At 71.1% G+C, this 14662-nt stretch carries 13 protein-coding genes; 9 read left to right on the top strand and 4 right to left on the bottom strand.

Features of this window, described 5'->3' with window-relative positions; all coding sequences use genetic code 11:
* Window positions 1-79 precede the first annotated feature (79 nt).
* The gene (locus tag FIP57_RS06785) at window positions 80-712 is read left to right on the top strand and encodes an aggregation-promoting factor C-terminal-like domain-containing protein (RefSeq protein ID WP_203231126.1); all 633 of its coding nucleotides are present in this window, start codon (window positions 80-82) and stop codon (window positions 710-712) included.
* A 100-nt stretch (window positions 713-812) separates the two neighbouring features.
* On the opposite strand, the gene FIP57_RS06780 is transcribed toward FIP57_RS06785, so the two are convergent.
* Entirely contained in the window at window positions 813-2201 is a 1389-nt protein-coding gene (locus FIP57_RS06780) for a class II fumarate hydratase (protein WP_148572770.1), read from the bottom strand.
* A complete protein-coding gene (locus FIP57_RS06775) occupies window positions 2198-2905 on the bottom strand; it encodes a spermidine synthase (RefSeq protein ID WP_148572769.1) in 708 nt (235 codons plus the stop codon). The genes FIP57_RS06780 and FIP57_RS06775 overlap by 4 nt, the downstream gene beginning before the upstream one ends.
* A gap of 59 nt (window positions 2906-2964) precedes the next feature.
* Here FIP57_RS06775 and FIP57_RS06770 point away from each other — a divergent pair, with 59 nt between their 5' ends.
* From FIP57_RS06770 to FIP57_RS06740, 7 genes are all read left to right on the top strand, one after another.
* On the top strand, window positions 2965-3573 hold the full coding sequence (locus FIP57_RS06770) for a DUF1707 SHOCT-like domain-containing protein (RefSeq protein ID WP_148572768.1): 609 nt from the start codon (window positions 2965-2967) through the stop codon (window positions 3571-3573).
* A gap of 123 nt (window positions 3574-3696) precedes the next feature.
* Window positions 3697-4971, top strand: a complete 1275-nt coding sequence (locus tag FIP57_RS06765) for a YncE family protein (protein ID WP_148572767.1) — start codon at window positions 3697-3699, stop codon at window positions 4969-4971.
* A 390-nt stretch (window positions 4972-5361) separates the two neighbouring features.
* Window positions 5362-6666 carry an ABC transporter substrate-binding protein gene (locus tag FIP57_RS06760; protein WP_238993335.1) on the top strand — a complete coding sequence of 435 codons (1305 nt, stop codon included), beginning with the start codon at window positions 5362-5364 and terminating at the stop codon, window positions 6664-6666.
* The gene (locus tag FIP57_RS06755) at window positions 6651-7829 is read left to right on the top strand and encodes a carbohydrate ABC transporter permease (protein ID WP_238993334.1); all 1179 of its coding nucleotides are present in this window, start codon (window positions 6651-6653) and stop codon (window positions 7827-7829) included. Before FIP57_RS06760 ends, FIP57_RS06755 begins: the two co-directional genes overlap by 16 nt.
* The gene (locus FIP57_RS06750) at window positions 7826-8686 is read left to right on the top strand and encodes a carbohydrate ABC transporter permease (protein WP_238993333.1); all 861 of its coding nucleotides are present in this window, start codon (window positions 7826-7828) and stop codon (window positions 8684-8686) included. The genes FIP57_RS06755 and FIP57_RS06750 overlap by 4 nt, the downstream gene beginning before the upstream one ends.
* Before the next feature lie 94 nt (window positions 8687-8780).
* Window positions 8781-9866 (top strand): ABC transporter ATP-binding protein, encoded by a 1086-nt coding sequence (locus FIP57_RS06745; RefSeq protein WP_148572765.1) that lies wholly within the window; start codon window positions 8781-8783, stop codon window positions 9864-9866.
* 10 nt (window positions 9867-9876) lie between these two features.
* Window positions 9877-11820, top strand: coding sequence for an alpha-amylase family protein (locus tag FIP57_RS06740; RefSeq protein WP_148572764.1), 1944 nt, complete (start codon window positions 9877-9879; stop codon window positions 11818-11820).
* Between the two features lie 59 nt (window positions 11821-11879).
* Here FIP57_RS06740 and FIP57_RS06735 read toward each other — a convergent pair whose 3' ends face one another.
* Window positions 11880-12842, bottom strand: coding sequence for an alpha/beta fold hydrolase (locus FIP57_RS06735; protein ID WP_148572763.1), 963 nt, complete (start codon window positions 12840-12842; stop codon window positions 11880-11882).
* 534 nt (window positions 12843-13376) lie between these two features.
* Between FIP57_RS06735 and FIP57_RS06725 the strand changes: the two genes are divergently transcribed.
* Window positions 13377-13685, top strand: coding sequence for a hypothetical protein (locus tag FIP57_RS06725; protein ID WP_148572761.1), 309 nt, complete (start codon window positions 13377-13379; stop codon window positions 13683-13685).
* A gap of 1 nt (window position 13686) precedes the next feature.
* Here FIP57_RS06725 and FIP57_RS06720 read toward each other — a convergent pair whose 3' ends face one another.
* Window positions 13687-14598 carry a carbohydrate kinase family protein gene (locus FIP57_RS06720; RefSeq protein ID WP_203231103.1) on the bottom strand — a complete coding sequence of 304 codons (912 nt, stop codon included), beginning with the start codon at window positions 14596-14598 and terminating at the stop codon, window positions 13687-13689.
* Window positions 14599-14662 lie beyond the last annotated feature (64 nt).

Below are 14662 nucleotides of genomic sequence, written 5' to 3'. Positions count from 1 at the left end.
GTCCCGTCCCGAGACCCGAGCCGAGCCCCGTCACCGCGCCTCCCACCGGCGCTCCCGGCTGTCCGTGCTGGACAGCCTCGTGAAGCGTCACCTGGTGATCGCCGGTGTCGCCGCTGCCGCCACCGGCGGAACGATCGCCACCGGGGTGGCTGCGAGCTCCGAGGCCGGTCAGGACACCGTCGCCGCCCTGGTCGCGGAGGCCTCCGACAGCGCCGCGATGGACGCCGGCACCGCCGCCGAGCTCGCCTCGCGCGAGCAGGGCGTCTCGCGCAGCGCCTCCCGCGCCGCCTCGAACGCCGACGAGCAGTCGCGCGGCGAGGGCCGGGCCGCCGCCGACCCGGCCAAGCTCCGCCAGCTGGACCAGGAGACCCGTTCCGGCGGCCAGGTCACCAAGAGCAAGGACGTCGCCAGCGGCGACCCGCGGCAGATCGCCCAGGCGATGCTGCCGGAGTTCGGCTTCTCCGCCGGCGAGTTCGACTGCCTCGACTCGCTGTGGGTCAAGGAGAGCGGCTGGAACGTGCACGCCGACAACCCGACGTCGTCGGCGTACGGCATCCCGCAGGCGCTTCCGGGCGAGAAGATGGCCTCCGCCGGCGCCGACTGGGCCGACAACCCGGCCACCCAGATCCGCTGGGGTCTCGGGTACATCCAGGACCGCTACGGCACCCCGTGCAGCGCCTGGTCGCACTCGCAGGCCAACGGCTGGTACTGACGGCCCGGCCGGGTCGTGGCCGGCCCTCATGCCGTGCAGATGGGCTCCCCGGTGGGCCGGGGAGAGCCCATCTGCACCGGATGGGCGAGGGTGCGGTCGGTCAGGGGTAGGTCATCCGCCGGACGTCGAGGGCCTGGTCGAGCTGCTCCTCGGTGAGCTCGCCACGCTCGACGTACCCCTCCTCGAGGACGACCTCGCGGATCGTCTTCTCCTCCTTGACCGCCTTCTTGGCGATCGCCGCGGCGTTCTCGTAGCCGATGTAGCGGTTCAGCGGCGTCACGACCGAGGGGGAGGACTCGGCGTAGCGGAGCATCCGCTCGGTGTTCGCGGTGATCCCCGCGACGCACCGGTCGGCCAGCACCCGCGAGGCGTTGCCCAGCAGCCGGATCGACTCCAGCAGGTTGCGGGCCATCACCGGCATCATCACGTTGAGCTCGAAGGTGCCCGACGCGCCCGCGGTCGTGATCGCGACGTCGTTGCCGATCACCTGGGCGCAGACCATCAGGGTCGCCTCCGGGAGGACCGGGTTCACCTTGCCCGGCATGATGCTCGACCCGGGCTGCAGGTCGGGGAGGTTCACCTCGGCGAGCCCGGTCAGCGGCCCCGAACCCATCCAGCGCAGGTCGTTGCAGATCTTCGTCAGCCCGACCGCGTAGGTGCGCAGCTGGCCCGACAGCTCGACGAGCGCGTCCCGGCCGCCCTGCGCCTCGAAGTGGTTCTCGGCCTCGGTGAACGGCAGCCCGGTGATCGAGGCGAGCTCCTCGATGACCGCGGCGGAGAAGCCGGGCGGGGTGTTGATGCCGGTGCCGACCGCGGTGCCGCCGAGCGGCAGGGCCGCGACGCGGGGCAGCGCGCTGCGGACCCGCTCGATCCCGAGGCGCACGATGGCGGCGTAGCCGGAGAACTCCTGGCCGAGCATCACCGGGGTCGCATCCATCAGGTGGGTGCGCCCCGCCTTGACGGTGTCCTTGAACTCCTCGGCCTTCGCCTCGAGGGCCTCGGCGAGGTGCTCGAGCGCGGGGAGGAGCTGCGCGTCGACCGACCGTACGGCGGCCACGTGGATCGACGTCGGGAAGGTGTCGTTGCTCGACTGGCTGGCGTTGACGTGGTCGTTCGGGTGGGACTCCGTGCCGGCCCGGGTCGCCAGGGTGGCGAGCACCTCGTTCATGTTCATGTTGGAGCTGGTGCCCGAGCCGGTCTGGAAGACGTCGACGGGGAACGCGTCGGCGTGCTGCCCCTCGGCGACCTCGAGCGCCGCGGCCGCGATCGCGTCGGCGCGTGCCTGGTCGACCACCCCGAGCCGGCCGTTCACCCGGGCGGCCGCCGCCTTCACCAGGGCCAGCGCCTGCACGTGGTCGGCCTCGAGCCGGGCGCCGCTGATCGGGAAGTTCTCGACGGCCCGCTGGGTCTGGGCCCGCCAGAGGGCGTCCTTGGGCACCCGGACCTCACCCATGCTGTCACGCTCGACGCGCCACTGGTCCTCGGTCATCCTTCGTCCCTTCGTCGTTGTCCTGTGTACAAGAAGTAGGTGTCCTCGCGGCCCTGGAGGACCACCGGGCACTCCCGGGTCGCGCAGCCGGCGTAGACCTCGGTCATGGCCCGCTCGAGACCAGGGGCCCGGGTCGACGACCACACGGCGACGGCTCCGCCGGGCCGGAGGCAGCGGTGGACCGCGGCCAGGAACTCCGGGCCGTAGAGCTCGGCGTTGCCCTCGTGCACGAGGAAGTCCGGACCGTTGTCGACGTCGAGCAGCACGAGGTCGAAGCTCTCCTCGGCCGCCTCGGCCACGACCTGGCGCACGTCGACGACCGCGATCGACAGCCGGTCGTCGGCGAGGAACGCCTGGCCGTGCGGGATGGTGCCGTCCCGGAACCACCCGACGAGCGCCTCCTCGAGCTCGGCGACCACCAGGTGCTCGACGCGGTGGTCGGCCAGCACCTCGTGGGCGGTGAACCCGAGCCCGAGCCCGCCGACCAGCACCGAGCGCGGCTCGTCCACGACGGAGAGCGCCGCCTCGGCGAGCGCCACCTCGCTGCTCGTCTCGCAGTTGTCCATCACGAAGACGCCGTTGACCCGGAGCTCCAGGACGGTGGTCGAGCCCTCGGGCGCGTCGGGGTCCCGGCGCTCCCGCAGGACGACCTCACCGCGCTCGGAGGTCGCTCGCGCGACCTCGACGTACTCCACGGCGGTCATGCGCCCCATCTTGCCGTCCGTCCCGGCCGCCCCCGCCGCCCGCCCCTAGGCTGGGACACATGGACGACCTCCCCGCCGACCCGAGCCGGCTGCGGGTCTCCGACCAGGAGCGCCACGCGGTCGCCGACCTCCTCCGCCACGCCGCAGGTGAGGGGCGGCTCGACCTCGACGAGCTCGAGGAGCGGCTCGAGGCCACCTACGCGGCGAAGACCTACGCCGAGCTGGTGCCGCTGACCGCCGATCTGCCCGGGTCGGGGACCGGCCAGGCGCTCCAGCCCCGGCCGGCCGCGCGGCCTCCGGTCCCGGCCCGCGCGTACTCCTCGTCCTTCGCGCTGATGTCGGAGACCCGGCGCTCCGGGGTGTGGGAGGTGGAGGCGACGCACACGGCGTTCGCGGTGATGGGCTCGGTCGTCCTCGACCTGCGCGAGGCCCGCTTCACCGCGGGGCACACGACGATCAACGCCCACGCGCTCATGGGCGGGGTGGAGGTGTGGGTCGCCCCCGAGATGCAGGTCGTGGTCGACGGCATCGGGATCATGGGCGCCTACGAGGAAGGTCGCTCCAAGGTCGACGAGGCGCCGTCCCCCGACGGTCCCGTCGTGCGCGTCAAGGGGGTCGCCCTGATGGGTGCCGTCGAGGTCAAGCGGAAGGCGCGGCGGGGCCGTTAGTCCCTGGAAGGTGCCCAGCGCGGTCTCGCAAGATGGCGGCTTCACCACTGGGGATGGTTGGGGGCTGCAATGGCGGGGAACGGCTGGGGGACTTCTACGCGTCGTCGGGGCAGGGGGCGCCGGTTGGCGACCGCGCTGATGACGGCCACGTTGGCGGCGGGGCTGGGCTCCGTCGCGCTGCCGGCACAGGCGGGGACGGTGATCCCGAGCATCCCTCGGACCAACCCCGTCGACTGGACACCGCGGGTCATCGACGGCGCCGGGGCCTCCGACGCGGGGGTCTACGAGCTGCGGCAGGTCGGCGGCACGATGTACGCCGGCGGCCGGATCCGCACCGTGACGGGGCCGAGCGGGAGCCCGACGTACTCGCGGATGAACATCTTCGCGTTCGACGCGACCACGGGCGCGGTGCTCAACATCCCGAACCTGTCGGCGAACGGCGACGTCTACGCGATCGAGCCGACCCCGGACGGGCGGTACCTGTACATCGGCGGCGACTTCGGCTCCTTCGGCGGCCGCTCCGCCAACAACGTCGTGAAGTTCGACCTGACGACCAACACCGTCGTCCCCGGCTTCGCCTTCCCGGTCGCCACGGGCCGGGTCAGCGACCTGCAGCTGGTCGGCAACCGGCTCTTCGTCGCCGGCAACTGGAACGGCGGCATCGTGGCGGTCGACCCGAACACCGGCGCTCGGACCAGCTACCTCAACAACGTCCAGGTCTCCGGGCAGACCTCCGATTCCCAGACGACCTGGACGACCCGGGTCTACCGGTTCGCGGTCAACCCGCAGCAGACCCGGATGGTGATCATCGGGTCGTTCACCTCGGTCGGCGGCCAGGCCCGCCGCCAGGTCGCGATGATCAACCTGGGGTCCAGCTCGGCCACCGTGAGCCCGTGGTACTCCACCACCTGGAACCGCAACTGCATCCGCGGGATGCAGTGGTACACCCGCGACGTCGACTGGTCGCCGGACGGGAGCTTCTTCGTCGTCGGCAACACCGGCGGCGCGATCACCAACACCTTCTGCGACACCGCGACCCGGTGGGCGCCCGTCGACGCGCCCAACCAGCGGCCGGCCTGGATCCAGATGACCGGCGGCGACACGATCCACTCGGTCGCGGTCACCGACAAGGCGGTCTTCCTCGGCGGCCACTTCCGCTGGCTCGACAACCCCGAGGGGCGCAACACCATGGGGCCGGGCGCCGCGCGGGCCCAGGGGCTCGGGGCGATCGACGTCAACACCGGGCGGGCGATCCGCACCTGGAACCCGACCAAGGGGCTCGAGGGCGGCCGCGGCGCCTACGACCTCTACCCGACCTCCGCGGGGCTCTGGGTCGGCCACTTCGAGCAGCGGCTCGGCGGTGAGCTCCACCCGGGGCTGGGGCTCCTCCCGTACTGACGCCACGCGAGGGGCGGCTCCCGGTCGAGCCGCCCCTCGTGGCGCGCGAGGGTGGCGTTGAGCCGCCCCTCGTGGCGCGCGAGGCTGGCGTCGAGCCGCCCCTCGTGGCGCGCGGGGCTGGCGTTGAGCCGCCCCTCGTGGCTCCCGAGAAGTGCCCGTTTCGTCCTGGCGTGATTCCAGGGGCGGGGGGTATATCGGCTTGTGACCTCAACCTCCTTGGACTTTGCGGAGTGCCGAGAGTAGGAATAGGTCCGTCAGGCGATGTGACCCACGTCACCGGCGCGGCCCGCGTGGCCCGTCCGGCGTCCGGTCCTCGGGGAGCGAGAGAGGGGCAGGGGCAGGATGACTCGGAGACCACAGACGCGGGCGGCCCTCATCGGGCTGTGTGCCATGACTGCACTCGCACTCACCGGGTGCCTCCAGGACCCCGACGGGGGCGCCGGCAGCTCGGTGGCCGCCGGCGGCGTCGCGAACAACGCGAACACCGACGGGGACGGCGAGGTCCAGATCCTCGGCAACTTCGGCGGCCAGGAGGCCGAGGGGTTCGAGGCGGCGCTCGAGAAGTTCGAGGAGGACTCGGGGATCTCGATCGAGTACGTCCCCGACCAGAACTTCGACACCACGATCAAGCAGCGGGTCAACTCCGGCCAGGCGCCGGACATCGGCATCTTCCCGCAGCCCGGCGGTCTGCTCGAGCTGGCGGAGCAGGGTGACGTCCAGCCGATCGACACCTTCCTCGACGTCGACGCGATCGAGAAGACGCTGGTCCCCGGCATCCTCGACGTGGCCCGGCTGAACGGCCGGTTCTACGGCGCGCCGATGCGGATGGCGATCAAGAGCCTCGTGTGGTACCCGAAGAAGGCCTACGAGCAGGCCGGCTACCCGACCGAGTTCAAGTCGCTCCAGCAGATGGAGCAGGCGATGCAGGACATCAAGAGCGACGGCATCGCGCCGTGGTGCATGGGCTGGTTCTCCGACCAGGCGACCGGTTGGGTCGGCACCGACTGGATCGAGGAGTACGTCCTCCGCATCCACGGTCCCGACGTCTACGACCAGTGGGTCGACCACGACATCCCGTTCGACGACCCGCGGATCGTGGAGGCCTTCGACGCCTTCGGCGATCTGGCCAAGGGCCAGGGCAACGTCTTCGGCGGTGTCCGCGGCGTCCTCAACACCGCGTTCGGCGAGTCGAACTTCCCGATGTGGAAGAACCCGCCGCAGTGCGTCTGGGAGCGCCAGGGCAGCTTCGTCACCGGCTTCTACCCGGCGAACATCCAGGAGAACCTGGACGAGGAGGTCGGGCTCTTCGTCTTCCCGCCGTCCGAGAACGGGTACGACGGTCAGCCGATCCTCGGTGGCGGTGACGTGGCCGCGTCGTTCAACGGGGACGACGAGGACACCCAGAAGGTCATGGAGTTCATCACCTCCGACCAGTTCGGCGCCGAGTGGGCCCAGGCCGGTGGGTGGCTGTCACCGCACCAGACCTTCGACCCGCAGAACTACGCCGACGAGATCACCCGCAGCGTCGCCCAGATCGCCGTCGAGGCCGACGTGTTCCGGTTCGACGCCTCCGACCTGATGCCGAAGGAGGTCGGCTCCGGCGAGTTCTGGCGGTCCATGGTCTCGTGGCTGCAGGACGACGTCTCCTCGGAGGAGGCTGCAGCCCGCATCGAGAACGCGTGGCCGCAGTCATGAGCGGCAGCGGAAGCGCGCCGGTCTCCCTCGAGCCGAAGCACGACACGAAGGCGCCCACCCCACCCGCGGAAGGGGTCGGGGGCTTCAACGCCGGCAAGTTCTTCATCGGGCTCGTCGGCATGGTGGTGGTCGCCTGGGGCATCGGCAACCTGTTCCTGGCCTTCGGCTACTACCCCGAGAAGTTCGGGTCGCGGATCGTCATCGCGATCGTGGCGCTGATCGCAGGCGTCGGCGGCGCGGCGGTCTTCTTCTACTTCCTCAACATGATGGTGGAAGGGCTGCCGGAGCGGCTGTCGCTGAGGGTGATGCCGTACGCCTACCTGGCGCCGGCGGTCGCCGCGATCGGGGTCATGCTGCTGTACCCGACGGTGCAGACGATCCACTACTCGTTCGCCAACGCGGACAGCACCGCTTACGTCGGGTTCGACAATTATCGAGCGATCTTCCAGGACGACGAGTTCTGGATCTCGATCACCAACAACATCCTCTGGTTGTTGGTGGTGCCGGCACTCACGGTGGCGTTCGGAACCGTGGTGGCGGTGCTCGCGGACAAGCTGTCGCAGACGGGGGAGAAGGTCGCCAAGAGCCTGATCTTCCTCCCGATGGCGATCAGCTTCGTGGGCGCCTCGGCGATCTGGCTGCTCGTCTACCAGCTCGACAGCGGTGACGAGCAGACCGGGCTCCTCAACGCCGTGTGGAGCGCGCTCGGGGGCGAGCCCCAGGCCTGGCTGTCGATCGACACCGCCCGGCTCAACTCGTTCCTCATGATGGTCATCCTGATCTGGCTGCAGACCGGGTTCGCGATGATCCTGCTCTCCTCGGCGATCAAGGGGGTGCCTGAGGAGACGCTCGAGGCGGCCCGGATCGACGGGGCGAGCGAGCTGAAGATCTTCTTCCAGGTGGTGATCCCGCAGATCCGCGGCACGATCATCACGGTCTTCATCACCGTGCTGATCCTGGTCCTCAAGGTCTTCGACATCGTCTACGTCCTCAAGAACGGGCTCGACAAGACCAACGTGATCGCGAACCTGTTCTTCCAGGAGCTGTTCGCCAACGGCCAGGCCGGCCAGGCGTCCGCGATCGTCGTGATCCTGCTCATCGCCGTGATGCCGGTGCTGTTCTACCAGGTCCGGCACTTCCGCCAGGAGGAGATGAACCGATGAGCAAGATGAGAGACGGCCGGGAGCGCAGCTGGTTCTCCATCGTCACGATGACGGTGCTCTGCCTGCTGTGGAGCATCCCGACCATCGGGCTCCTCGTCACCTCGTTCCGCACCCGGGACGACGTGCTCACCAGCGGCTGGTGGTCGGCGCTGTTCAACCCGTTCGGCGCCGGCTGGACGTGGGACAACTACGACCAGGTGCTGACCGGCAGCCTGGACATGGGCGGGGCCTTCATCAACACCATCGTGGTGTCGGTGCCGGCCACGATCATCCCGATCCTGCTGGCCACCTTCGCGGCGTACGCCTTCACCTTCATGGAGTTCCGCGGCAAGGACATCATCTTCATCGCGATCGTCGCGGTGATGGTGGTCCCGATCCAGGTGGCGTTCTCGCCGCTGCTCGACCTGCTCGGGCCGCGCGGCCTCGGCATCAACGGGCAGTTCATCGCGGTGTGGATCCTGCACACCGGGTTCGGCATGCCGCTGGCGGTCTACACGATCCGCAACTACATGTCGACGCTGCCCAAGTCGGTCATCGAGTCGGCGAAGATCGACGGTGCGACCCACTTCCAGACGTTCTGGAAGCTGATCGTGCCGATGTCGGTGCCGGTTCTGGCGGCCTTCGCGATCCTGCAGTTCCTCTGGACGTGGAACGACCTGTTGATCGCGAAGCTGTTCCTGCAGAACGAGAACACCACCGTGATCGTCAAGCTCCAGCAGCTCCTCGGCACGCAGGGCCAGGGGGCGGAGCTGCTCACGGCAGGTGCGTTCATCTCGATGCTGCTGCCGCTGATCGTGTTCTTCGCGATGCAGAGGTTCTTCGTCCGCGGCCTCACCGGAGGTGCCGTCAAGGGCTGAACCGGGCGGACATCACGGGTCACGCATAGGGTGTGGCCCACATCACTTCACAACGGATCGTCCGGCACGTTCCTGCCGGTGGAGGGAGCACGACATGGCGACTGTTCGGTTCGAGAAGGCGCAGCGCTGGTATCCCGGCGCCGACGAGCCCGCCGTACCCGGGATCGACCTGGAGATCGGCGACGGCGAGTTCATGGTGCTGGTCGGCCCGTCGGGATGCGGCAAGTCCACGACGCTGCGGATGCTGGCGGGGCTGGAGGAGGTCAACTCCGGTCACATCTACATCGGCGACCGGGACGTCACGCACATCCCGCCCAAGGACCGGGACATCGCGATGGTGTTCCAGAACTACGCGCTCTACCCGCACATGTCGGTCGCGGACAACATGGGGTTCGCGCTGAAGATGGCGAAGGTCCCGAAGGACGAGCAGCGCAAGCGGGTCGAGGAGGCCGCCCGGATCCTCGGGCTCACCGAGTACCTCGACCGCAAGCCCAAGGCGCTCTCGGGTGGTCAGCGGCAGCGGGTGGCGATGGGCCGCGCGATCGTGCGGTCGCCGCAGGTGTTCTGCATGGACGAGCCGCTGTCGAACCTCGACGCGAAGATGCGGGTGCAGACCCGCACCGACATCGCCAAGCTCCAGGCCGACCTCGGCGTCACCACCGTCTACGTCACCCACGACCAGGTGGAGGCGATGACGATGGGTGACCGGGTCGCGGTGATGAGCAAGGGGTACCTCCAGCAGGTCGACACCCCGCTGCGGCTCTACGACAAGCCGATCAACCTCTTCGTCGCCGGCTTCATCGGCTCCCCGCAGATGAACCTGATGGAGGGCGTGGCCCGCGACGGCAAGGTGCAGCTCGGCAACTACGCCGTCCCGGTCGACCCGACCGCGGCGAAGAAGATGAACGGCAACGTCACCGTCGGCGTACGGCCGGAGAACTGGCGCCTGCTGTCCGAGCAGGACGGTGAGGGGTTCCCGATCCGGGTCACCGTGGTCGAGCAGCTGGGCGCCGACAACTACGTCTACGGCACCAGCGACGTGGAGGGCACTCCCTCCACGGTGATCATCCGGATGAGCGGCCGGGCCGTCGCGCAGAAGGGCGAGACGCTGCGGGTGACGACGGACCCCGAGCACGTGCACGTCTTCGACACCGACACCGGGGAGCGGCTCTCGGACTGATCCGCACCCCGTGTCCCGGGAACCAGGTGTCGACCTCGTCGGCACCGTGAGGCCGGTCGCCCTCGAGCAGCTGGGGCTGCTCGAGGGCGAGGCCTTCCTGGCGAGGCTCGACCTCGTCCTGCCCGACCTCCGCGACGCCCTGGAGGAGGTGTACGGCGCCCACGGCGACGTGGCACGCCTCGTCCCCGACCTGGTGGCCGACGCGCTGGCCGCGGCCACCTCACGCCCGGAGCCCCTGCGCGTGCTCGACCGGCGCCGCGAGGTCGACCCGTCGTGGTTCCTCGCCGAGGACGTGGTCGGCTACGTCTGCTACGCCGACCGGTTCGCCGGCGACCTCCGCGGGGTCCGGGAGCACCTCGACCACCTCGAGGAGCTGGGCGTGCGGTACCTCCACCTCATGCCGCTGCTCAAGTCGCGCGAGGGCGAGAACGACGGCGGCTACGCGGTCGAGGACTACGACGCCGTCGACCCGCGGCTCGGCACGATGGCCGACCTCGAGGCGCTCGCGGAGGCGCTCCACGAGCGGGGGATCGCGCTCTGCGTCGACCTCGTGCTCAACCACACGGCCCGTGAGCACGTCTGGGCCCAGAAGGCGCTGGCCGGCGACCCGGCGTACCGCGCCTTCTACCGGTTCTTCCCGGACCGCACCGAGCCGGACGCCTACGAGCGGACACTTCCCGAGGTGTTCCCCGACACCGCGCCGGGCAGCTTCACCCACCTGCCGGAGACCGGCGAGTGGGTCTGGACGACCTTCCACGAGTACCAGTGGGACCTCAACTGGGCGAACCCGGCGGTCTTCCGGAGCATGCTCGGCGTCCTGCTGACGCTGGCCAACCGGGGCGTCGACGTGGTCCGGCTCGACGCGGCGCCGTTCCTGTGGAAGCGCGTGGGGACCAACTGCCAGAACCAGCCCGAGGCGCACCGCATCCTCCAGGCGCTGCGCGCGCTGACCCGGTTGGCCATGCCAGGGGTGCTGCTCAAGGCCGAGGCGATCGTCGGTCCGGACGAGCTGGTGCCGTACCTGGGTGGCCACGAGCGGTACCGCCCCGAGTGCGACCTCGCCTACGACAACCAGCTGATGGTGATGGGGTGGTCGGCGCTCGCCGCCCGCGACGCTCGGCTGCCCGCCCAGGCGCTCGCCCGGCGGCGTCAGGTGCCGCGGCAGAGCGGGTGGGTCACCTACGTGCGCAACCACGACGACATCGGCTGGGCGGTCGGCGACGAGGACGCCTGGGCGGTGGCCGTCGACCCGGCTCGCCACCGCGCGTTCCTCGCCGACTTCTACGCCGGCCGGCACCCCGGCTCGTTCGCCTCGGGTGCCGACTTCCAGGCCGACCCGGGCTCCGGCTCCGTCCGTACGTCGGGGATGACCGCCTCGCTCGCCGGGCTCGACGAGGCGCTGGAGCACGGCTGGCCAGCCGACGTCGACGCCGCGCTGCGCCGGGTCGAGCTGCTGCATGCCGTCGCGTACGCCTTCGGGGGTATCCCGCTGGTCTACATGGGCGACGAGATCGCGATGCGCTCCGACCCCGACTGGGCGGCCGAGCCGGAGCACGGCGACGACAACCGGTGGCTGCACCGGCCGCGGATGGACTGGGTCGCGGCGGAGCGGCGCCACGACCCGCAGTGCCCCGAGGGGCGGATCTTCTCCGCGCTCCGCGCGATGGCCGCCGCGCGCCGCTCGACCGAGTCGCTGCGCTCCGACGCCGACACGTGGGTGGTGAACCAGGGGAACCCGCGGGTGCTCGCGTGGGTGCGCCACCACCCGCGGGCCGCTCCGGTCCTCGGCGTCGCCTGCTTCAGCGACGGTGAGGAGCTGCTCGACGCGACGGTCCTCCGCCACGCCGGCATCACCGACCCGCGGCCCCTGCTCTCCAGCGACGGCCCGCTCGACTGGTGGTCCGGCCAGCTCCGGCTGCACCCCTGGAGCTATGCCTGGATCACCACCACCTGACTCGCCTCTCGTGTCGAGCCGCCCGTCGTGGTGCGAGGGAGGGGCGGCTCGAGACGGGATCAGGCGCGGGCGGCGCTGCTGCTGATCGCGTCGACGAAGGTGTCGAAGAGCCCCTCGGGGATGTCGTGGCCCATGCCGGGCACGAGCCGCAGCTCGGCGCCGGGGACGGCCTTGGCGGTGGCCCGGCCGCCGGAGACGTGCACCATCTTGTCCTTCGTGCCGTGCACCACGGTGACCGGCATGCGCAGGGACGACAGGGCGGGGGTGCGGTCGGGCTGGGTGACCACGGCGATCATGTGCCGCATGACGCCGGGGAAGTTCAGCCCCCGCTCCCAGGTCTCCTCGGCGCGGGCGCGGACCTTGTCGTCCGGGGTCGGGTACGCCGGGGAGGCGATCAGCTTCTGGAAGACGACGGTGCCCTCGACGTACTGCTCCTTGGTGCGCGCGCCGCGCCGCAGCAGGCCGGGCAGCAGCACGGGGTGCTGGAACCCCTTCGTGCGCGAGCCGGTCGTCGACATGATGGAGGTCATCGACAGCACCCGCTCGGGGTGGTCGATCGCCATGGTCTGCACGATCATCCCGCCCATGGAGACCCCCGCGAGGTGCGCGGCGTCGATGCCGAGGTGGTCGAGGAGGCCGAACGCGTCGTCGGCCATGTCGCGCAGGCTGTAGGGGACCGGCACGCTGCCGCCGAGGAACGCCTTCACCAGGTCGGTACGCCGGACCCGCAGGTGGCTCAGCCGGGTGGAGCGTCCCGTGTCGCGGTTGTCGTAGCGGATCACGTGGAACCCGGCCGCGGCGAGCCGGCGGCAGAGCTCCGGCGGCCACCAGGTCATCGGCCCGCCGAGCCCCATCACCAGCAGCAGCGGCCGGTCGTCGGGGTCGCCGAAGGTCTGGTAGCAGATGTCGATCCCCGACGGGAGCGACGCGACCTGCTCCTCGGAGACGGCGACGTCCGCCACCGGCGTGCGGCTCTCGGGGCTGGCGCAGTCGGGGTTGGCGCTCTCGGAGGTCCCGGTCATGCCGTCGATGGTAGGCACCGGCACCGACGTGGTTGTAATGCACATGAGGCTCGTGTGACGTGGGTAACGTCGTCCCATGGGCCCTGCGCCTCGCCGAGTTCCTGGTCCCGGACGGCTTCGCCGGTCCGCGGGGGCTGCGGGCGCTCGCGCGGGAGGCGAGCGTGGTGGTCGAGGCCGGCGTACCGGAAGGCGGCCTCCACAGCCCGCGCCGAGCGGAGGTCGCGCCCCTTCGCCACCCGGGCCGCGCGCACCTCCGGCGAGCCGGTGCTGCTCGTCCCCGGCTTCCTCGCCGGTGACTACACGCTCGGATGGATGGCCCGGCACCTGCCCGACCGCGGCCACCGCACGTACCGCACGGGCATCGTCGCAACGTCGGCTGCCTCGAGCGGGGCACCGAGGCCCTCGAGCGGCGCATCGAGGGGATCGCCGAGCGCCGCGAGCGCAAGGTCGTCCTCGTCGGCCACAGCCTCGGCGGGATGATGTCCCGCGCCGGTCGCGGCCCGCCGCCCGGACCTGGTGTCCGGGATCGTCACGATGGGCAGCCCGATGCTCGCCCCCGGCGCGGCCCACGGGCTGCTGCTGGCTCAGGTCCGGCTGCTGCGCCACCTGCAGCGGCTCGGGCTCTCCTGGGCGATGGGGGAGGAGTGCACGACCGGCATCACCGACTGGCGCGCCTGCGTCGACCCGGCCGCCGAAGCGCGCGAAGTGCGGACCAGCCACGTGGGCATGGCCCTCGATCCCGTCGTGCTCGCGATCGTCACCGAGGCGGTCGAGCGGATCCAGGGCCGTCCGCTCGCGCTGCGTCGGCCGGGGTGGTCGGTGCCGCGCACCGAGGTCGGCTGACTCAGCCCACCACCGGCCACCCCGAGGGGAGGTCGCTCCGGCGCGGCGGGTCCGCTCCCAGCCGGGAGACCGTGACCGCCGCGGCCTCGTGCGCCGCCTCGACGTACTGCTGGAGCCGCGGCGCGGTCAGGTCGTCGAGCCCGTGCTCGACGACGACCGCGAGCAGCGCGGCCATGAACGAGTCCCCGGCACCGACGGTGTCGACGACCTCACTGGTGCGCGAGGCGACGTGCACCTGCGCCTCGGCGCTGAACGCCCAGGCGCCCGAGCCCCCGGAGGTGACGACCACCAGCCGGGTCGGTCCCTGCAGGAGCAGCCGGGCGAGCTCCTCGGGGGTCGTCCCCGGGGTGAGGAAGCCGAGGTCCTCGTCGCTCAGCTTGACGATGGACGCCGCGGCGGCCACCTCGCGCACGTCGCGCCACGCCTGCCCGGGGTCCGGCGTGAGCGACGGCCGGGCGTTCGGGTCGTAGGAGACCAGCAGCTCGCGGCGCGTGGCCTCTTCCACGAGCGCCAGCACCTGGTCCCGACCGGGGCGCAGGGCGGTGCCGAGGGAGCCGACGTGGAGCGCGCCCGCCTCCTCTGGGAGGGCCCGCGGCTCGAGCTCCCAGGCCAGGTCGAAGTCGTACGTCGCCGCGCCGGACGCGTCGAGGTACGCCGTCGCCGTGCTCGTGTGCCGGCCGGGCACGATGCTCCCCGGCGGCAGCGCGACGTCGCTGGCCAGCACGTGGTCGACGACCAGCCGGCCGAGGGCGTCGTCGCCGATCTCGGTCACCAGCGTGGTCGGCACGTCCAGCCGCGACAGCCCCACGGCGACGTTGAGCGGCGATCCCCCCGGCGCGCGCCGCGTCTCGCCCGCAGGGGTGACGACGACGTCGACGAGTGACTCGCCGACCACGACGAAGCGCGGTCTCACCAGCACGGTTCCTCCCAGGTCCCAGGATCTCCCGAGCGGAGTCTTCCCCGGAACCAGGCGGATC

It is taken from the genome of Nocardioides caldifontis, from assembly GCF_008087345.1.
Lineage (GTDB): Bacteria > Actinomycetota > Actinomycetes > Propionibacteriales > Nocardioidaceae > Marmoricola_A > Marmoricola_A caldifontis.
The sequence above is the reverse complement of the archived record's forward strand: the minus strand, read 5'-3'. Positions and strand labels throughout refer to the sequence as shown.

Bases quoted from the DNA above. Each gene is read 5' to 3' on its own strand.
- FIP57_RS06780 (WP_148572770.1), bottom strand. From the start codon at position 2,201: ATGACCGAGGACCAGTGGCGCGTCGAGCGTGACAGCATGGGTGAGGTC.
- FIP57_RS06775 (WP_148572769.1), bottom strand. From the start codon at position 2,905: ATGACCGCCGTGGAGTACGTCGAGGTCGCGCGAGCGACCTCCGAGCGC.
- FIP57_RS06770 (WP_148572768.1), top strand. From the start codon at position 2,965: ATGGACGACCTCCCCGCCGACCCGAGCCGGCTGCGGGTCTCCGACCAG.
- FIP57_RS06760 (WP_238993335.1), top strand. From the start codon at position 5,362: ATGACTGCACTCGCACTCACCGGGTGCCTCCAGGACCCCGACGGGGGC.
- FIP57_RS06750 (WP_238993333.1), top strand. From the start codon at position 7,826: ATGAGCAAGATGAGAGACGGCCGGGAGCGCAGCTGGTTCTCCATCGTC.
- FIP57_RS06745 (WP_148572765.1), top strand. From the start codon at position 8,781: ATGGCGACTGTTCGGTTCGAGAAGGCGCAGCGCTGGTATCCCGGCGCC.
- FIP57_RS06735 (WP_148572763.1), bottom strand. From the start codon at position 12,842: ATGACCGGGACCTCCGAGAGCGCCAACCCCGACTGCGCCAGCCCCGAG.
- FIP57_RS06725 (WP_148572761.1), top strand. From the start codon at position 13,377: ATGGGCAGCCCGATGCTCGCCCCCGGCGCGGCCCACGGGCTGCTGCTG.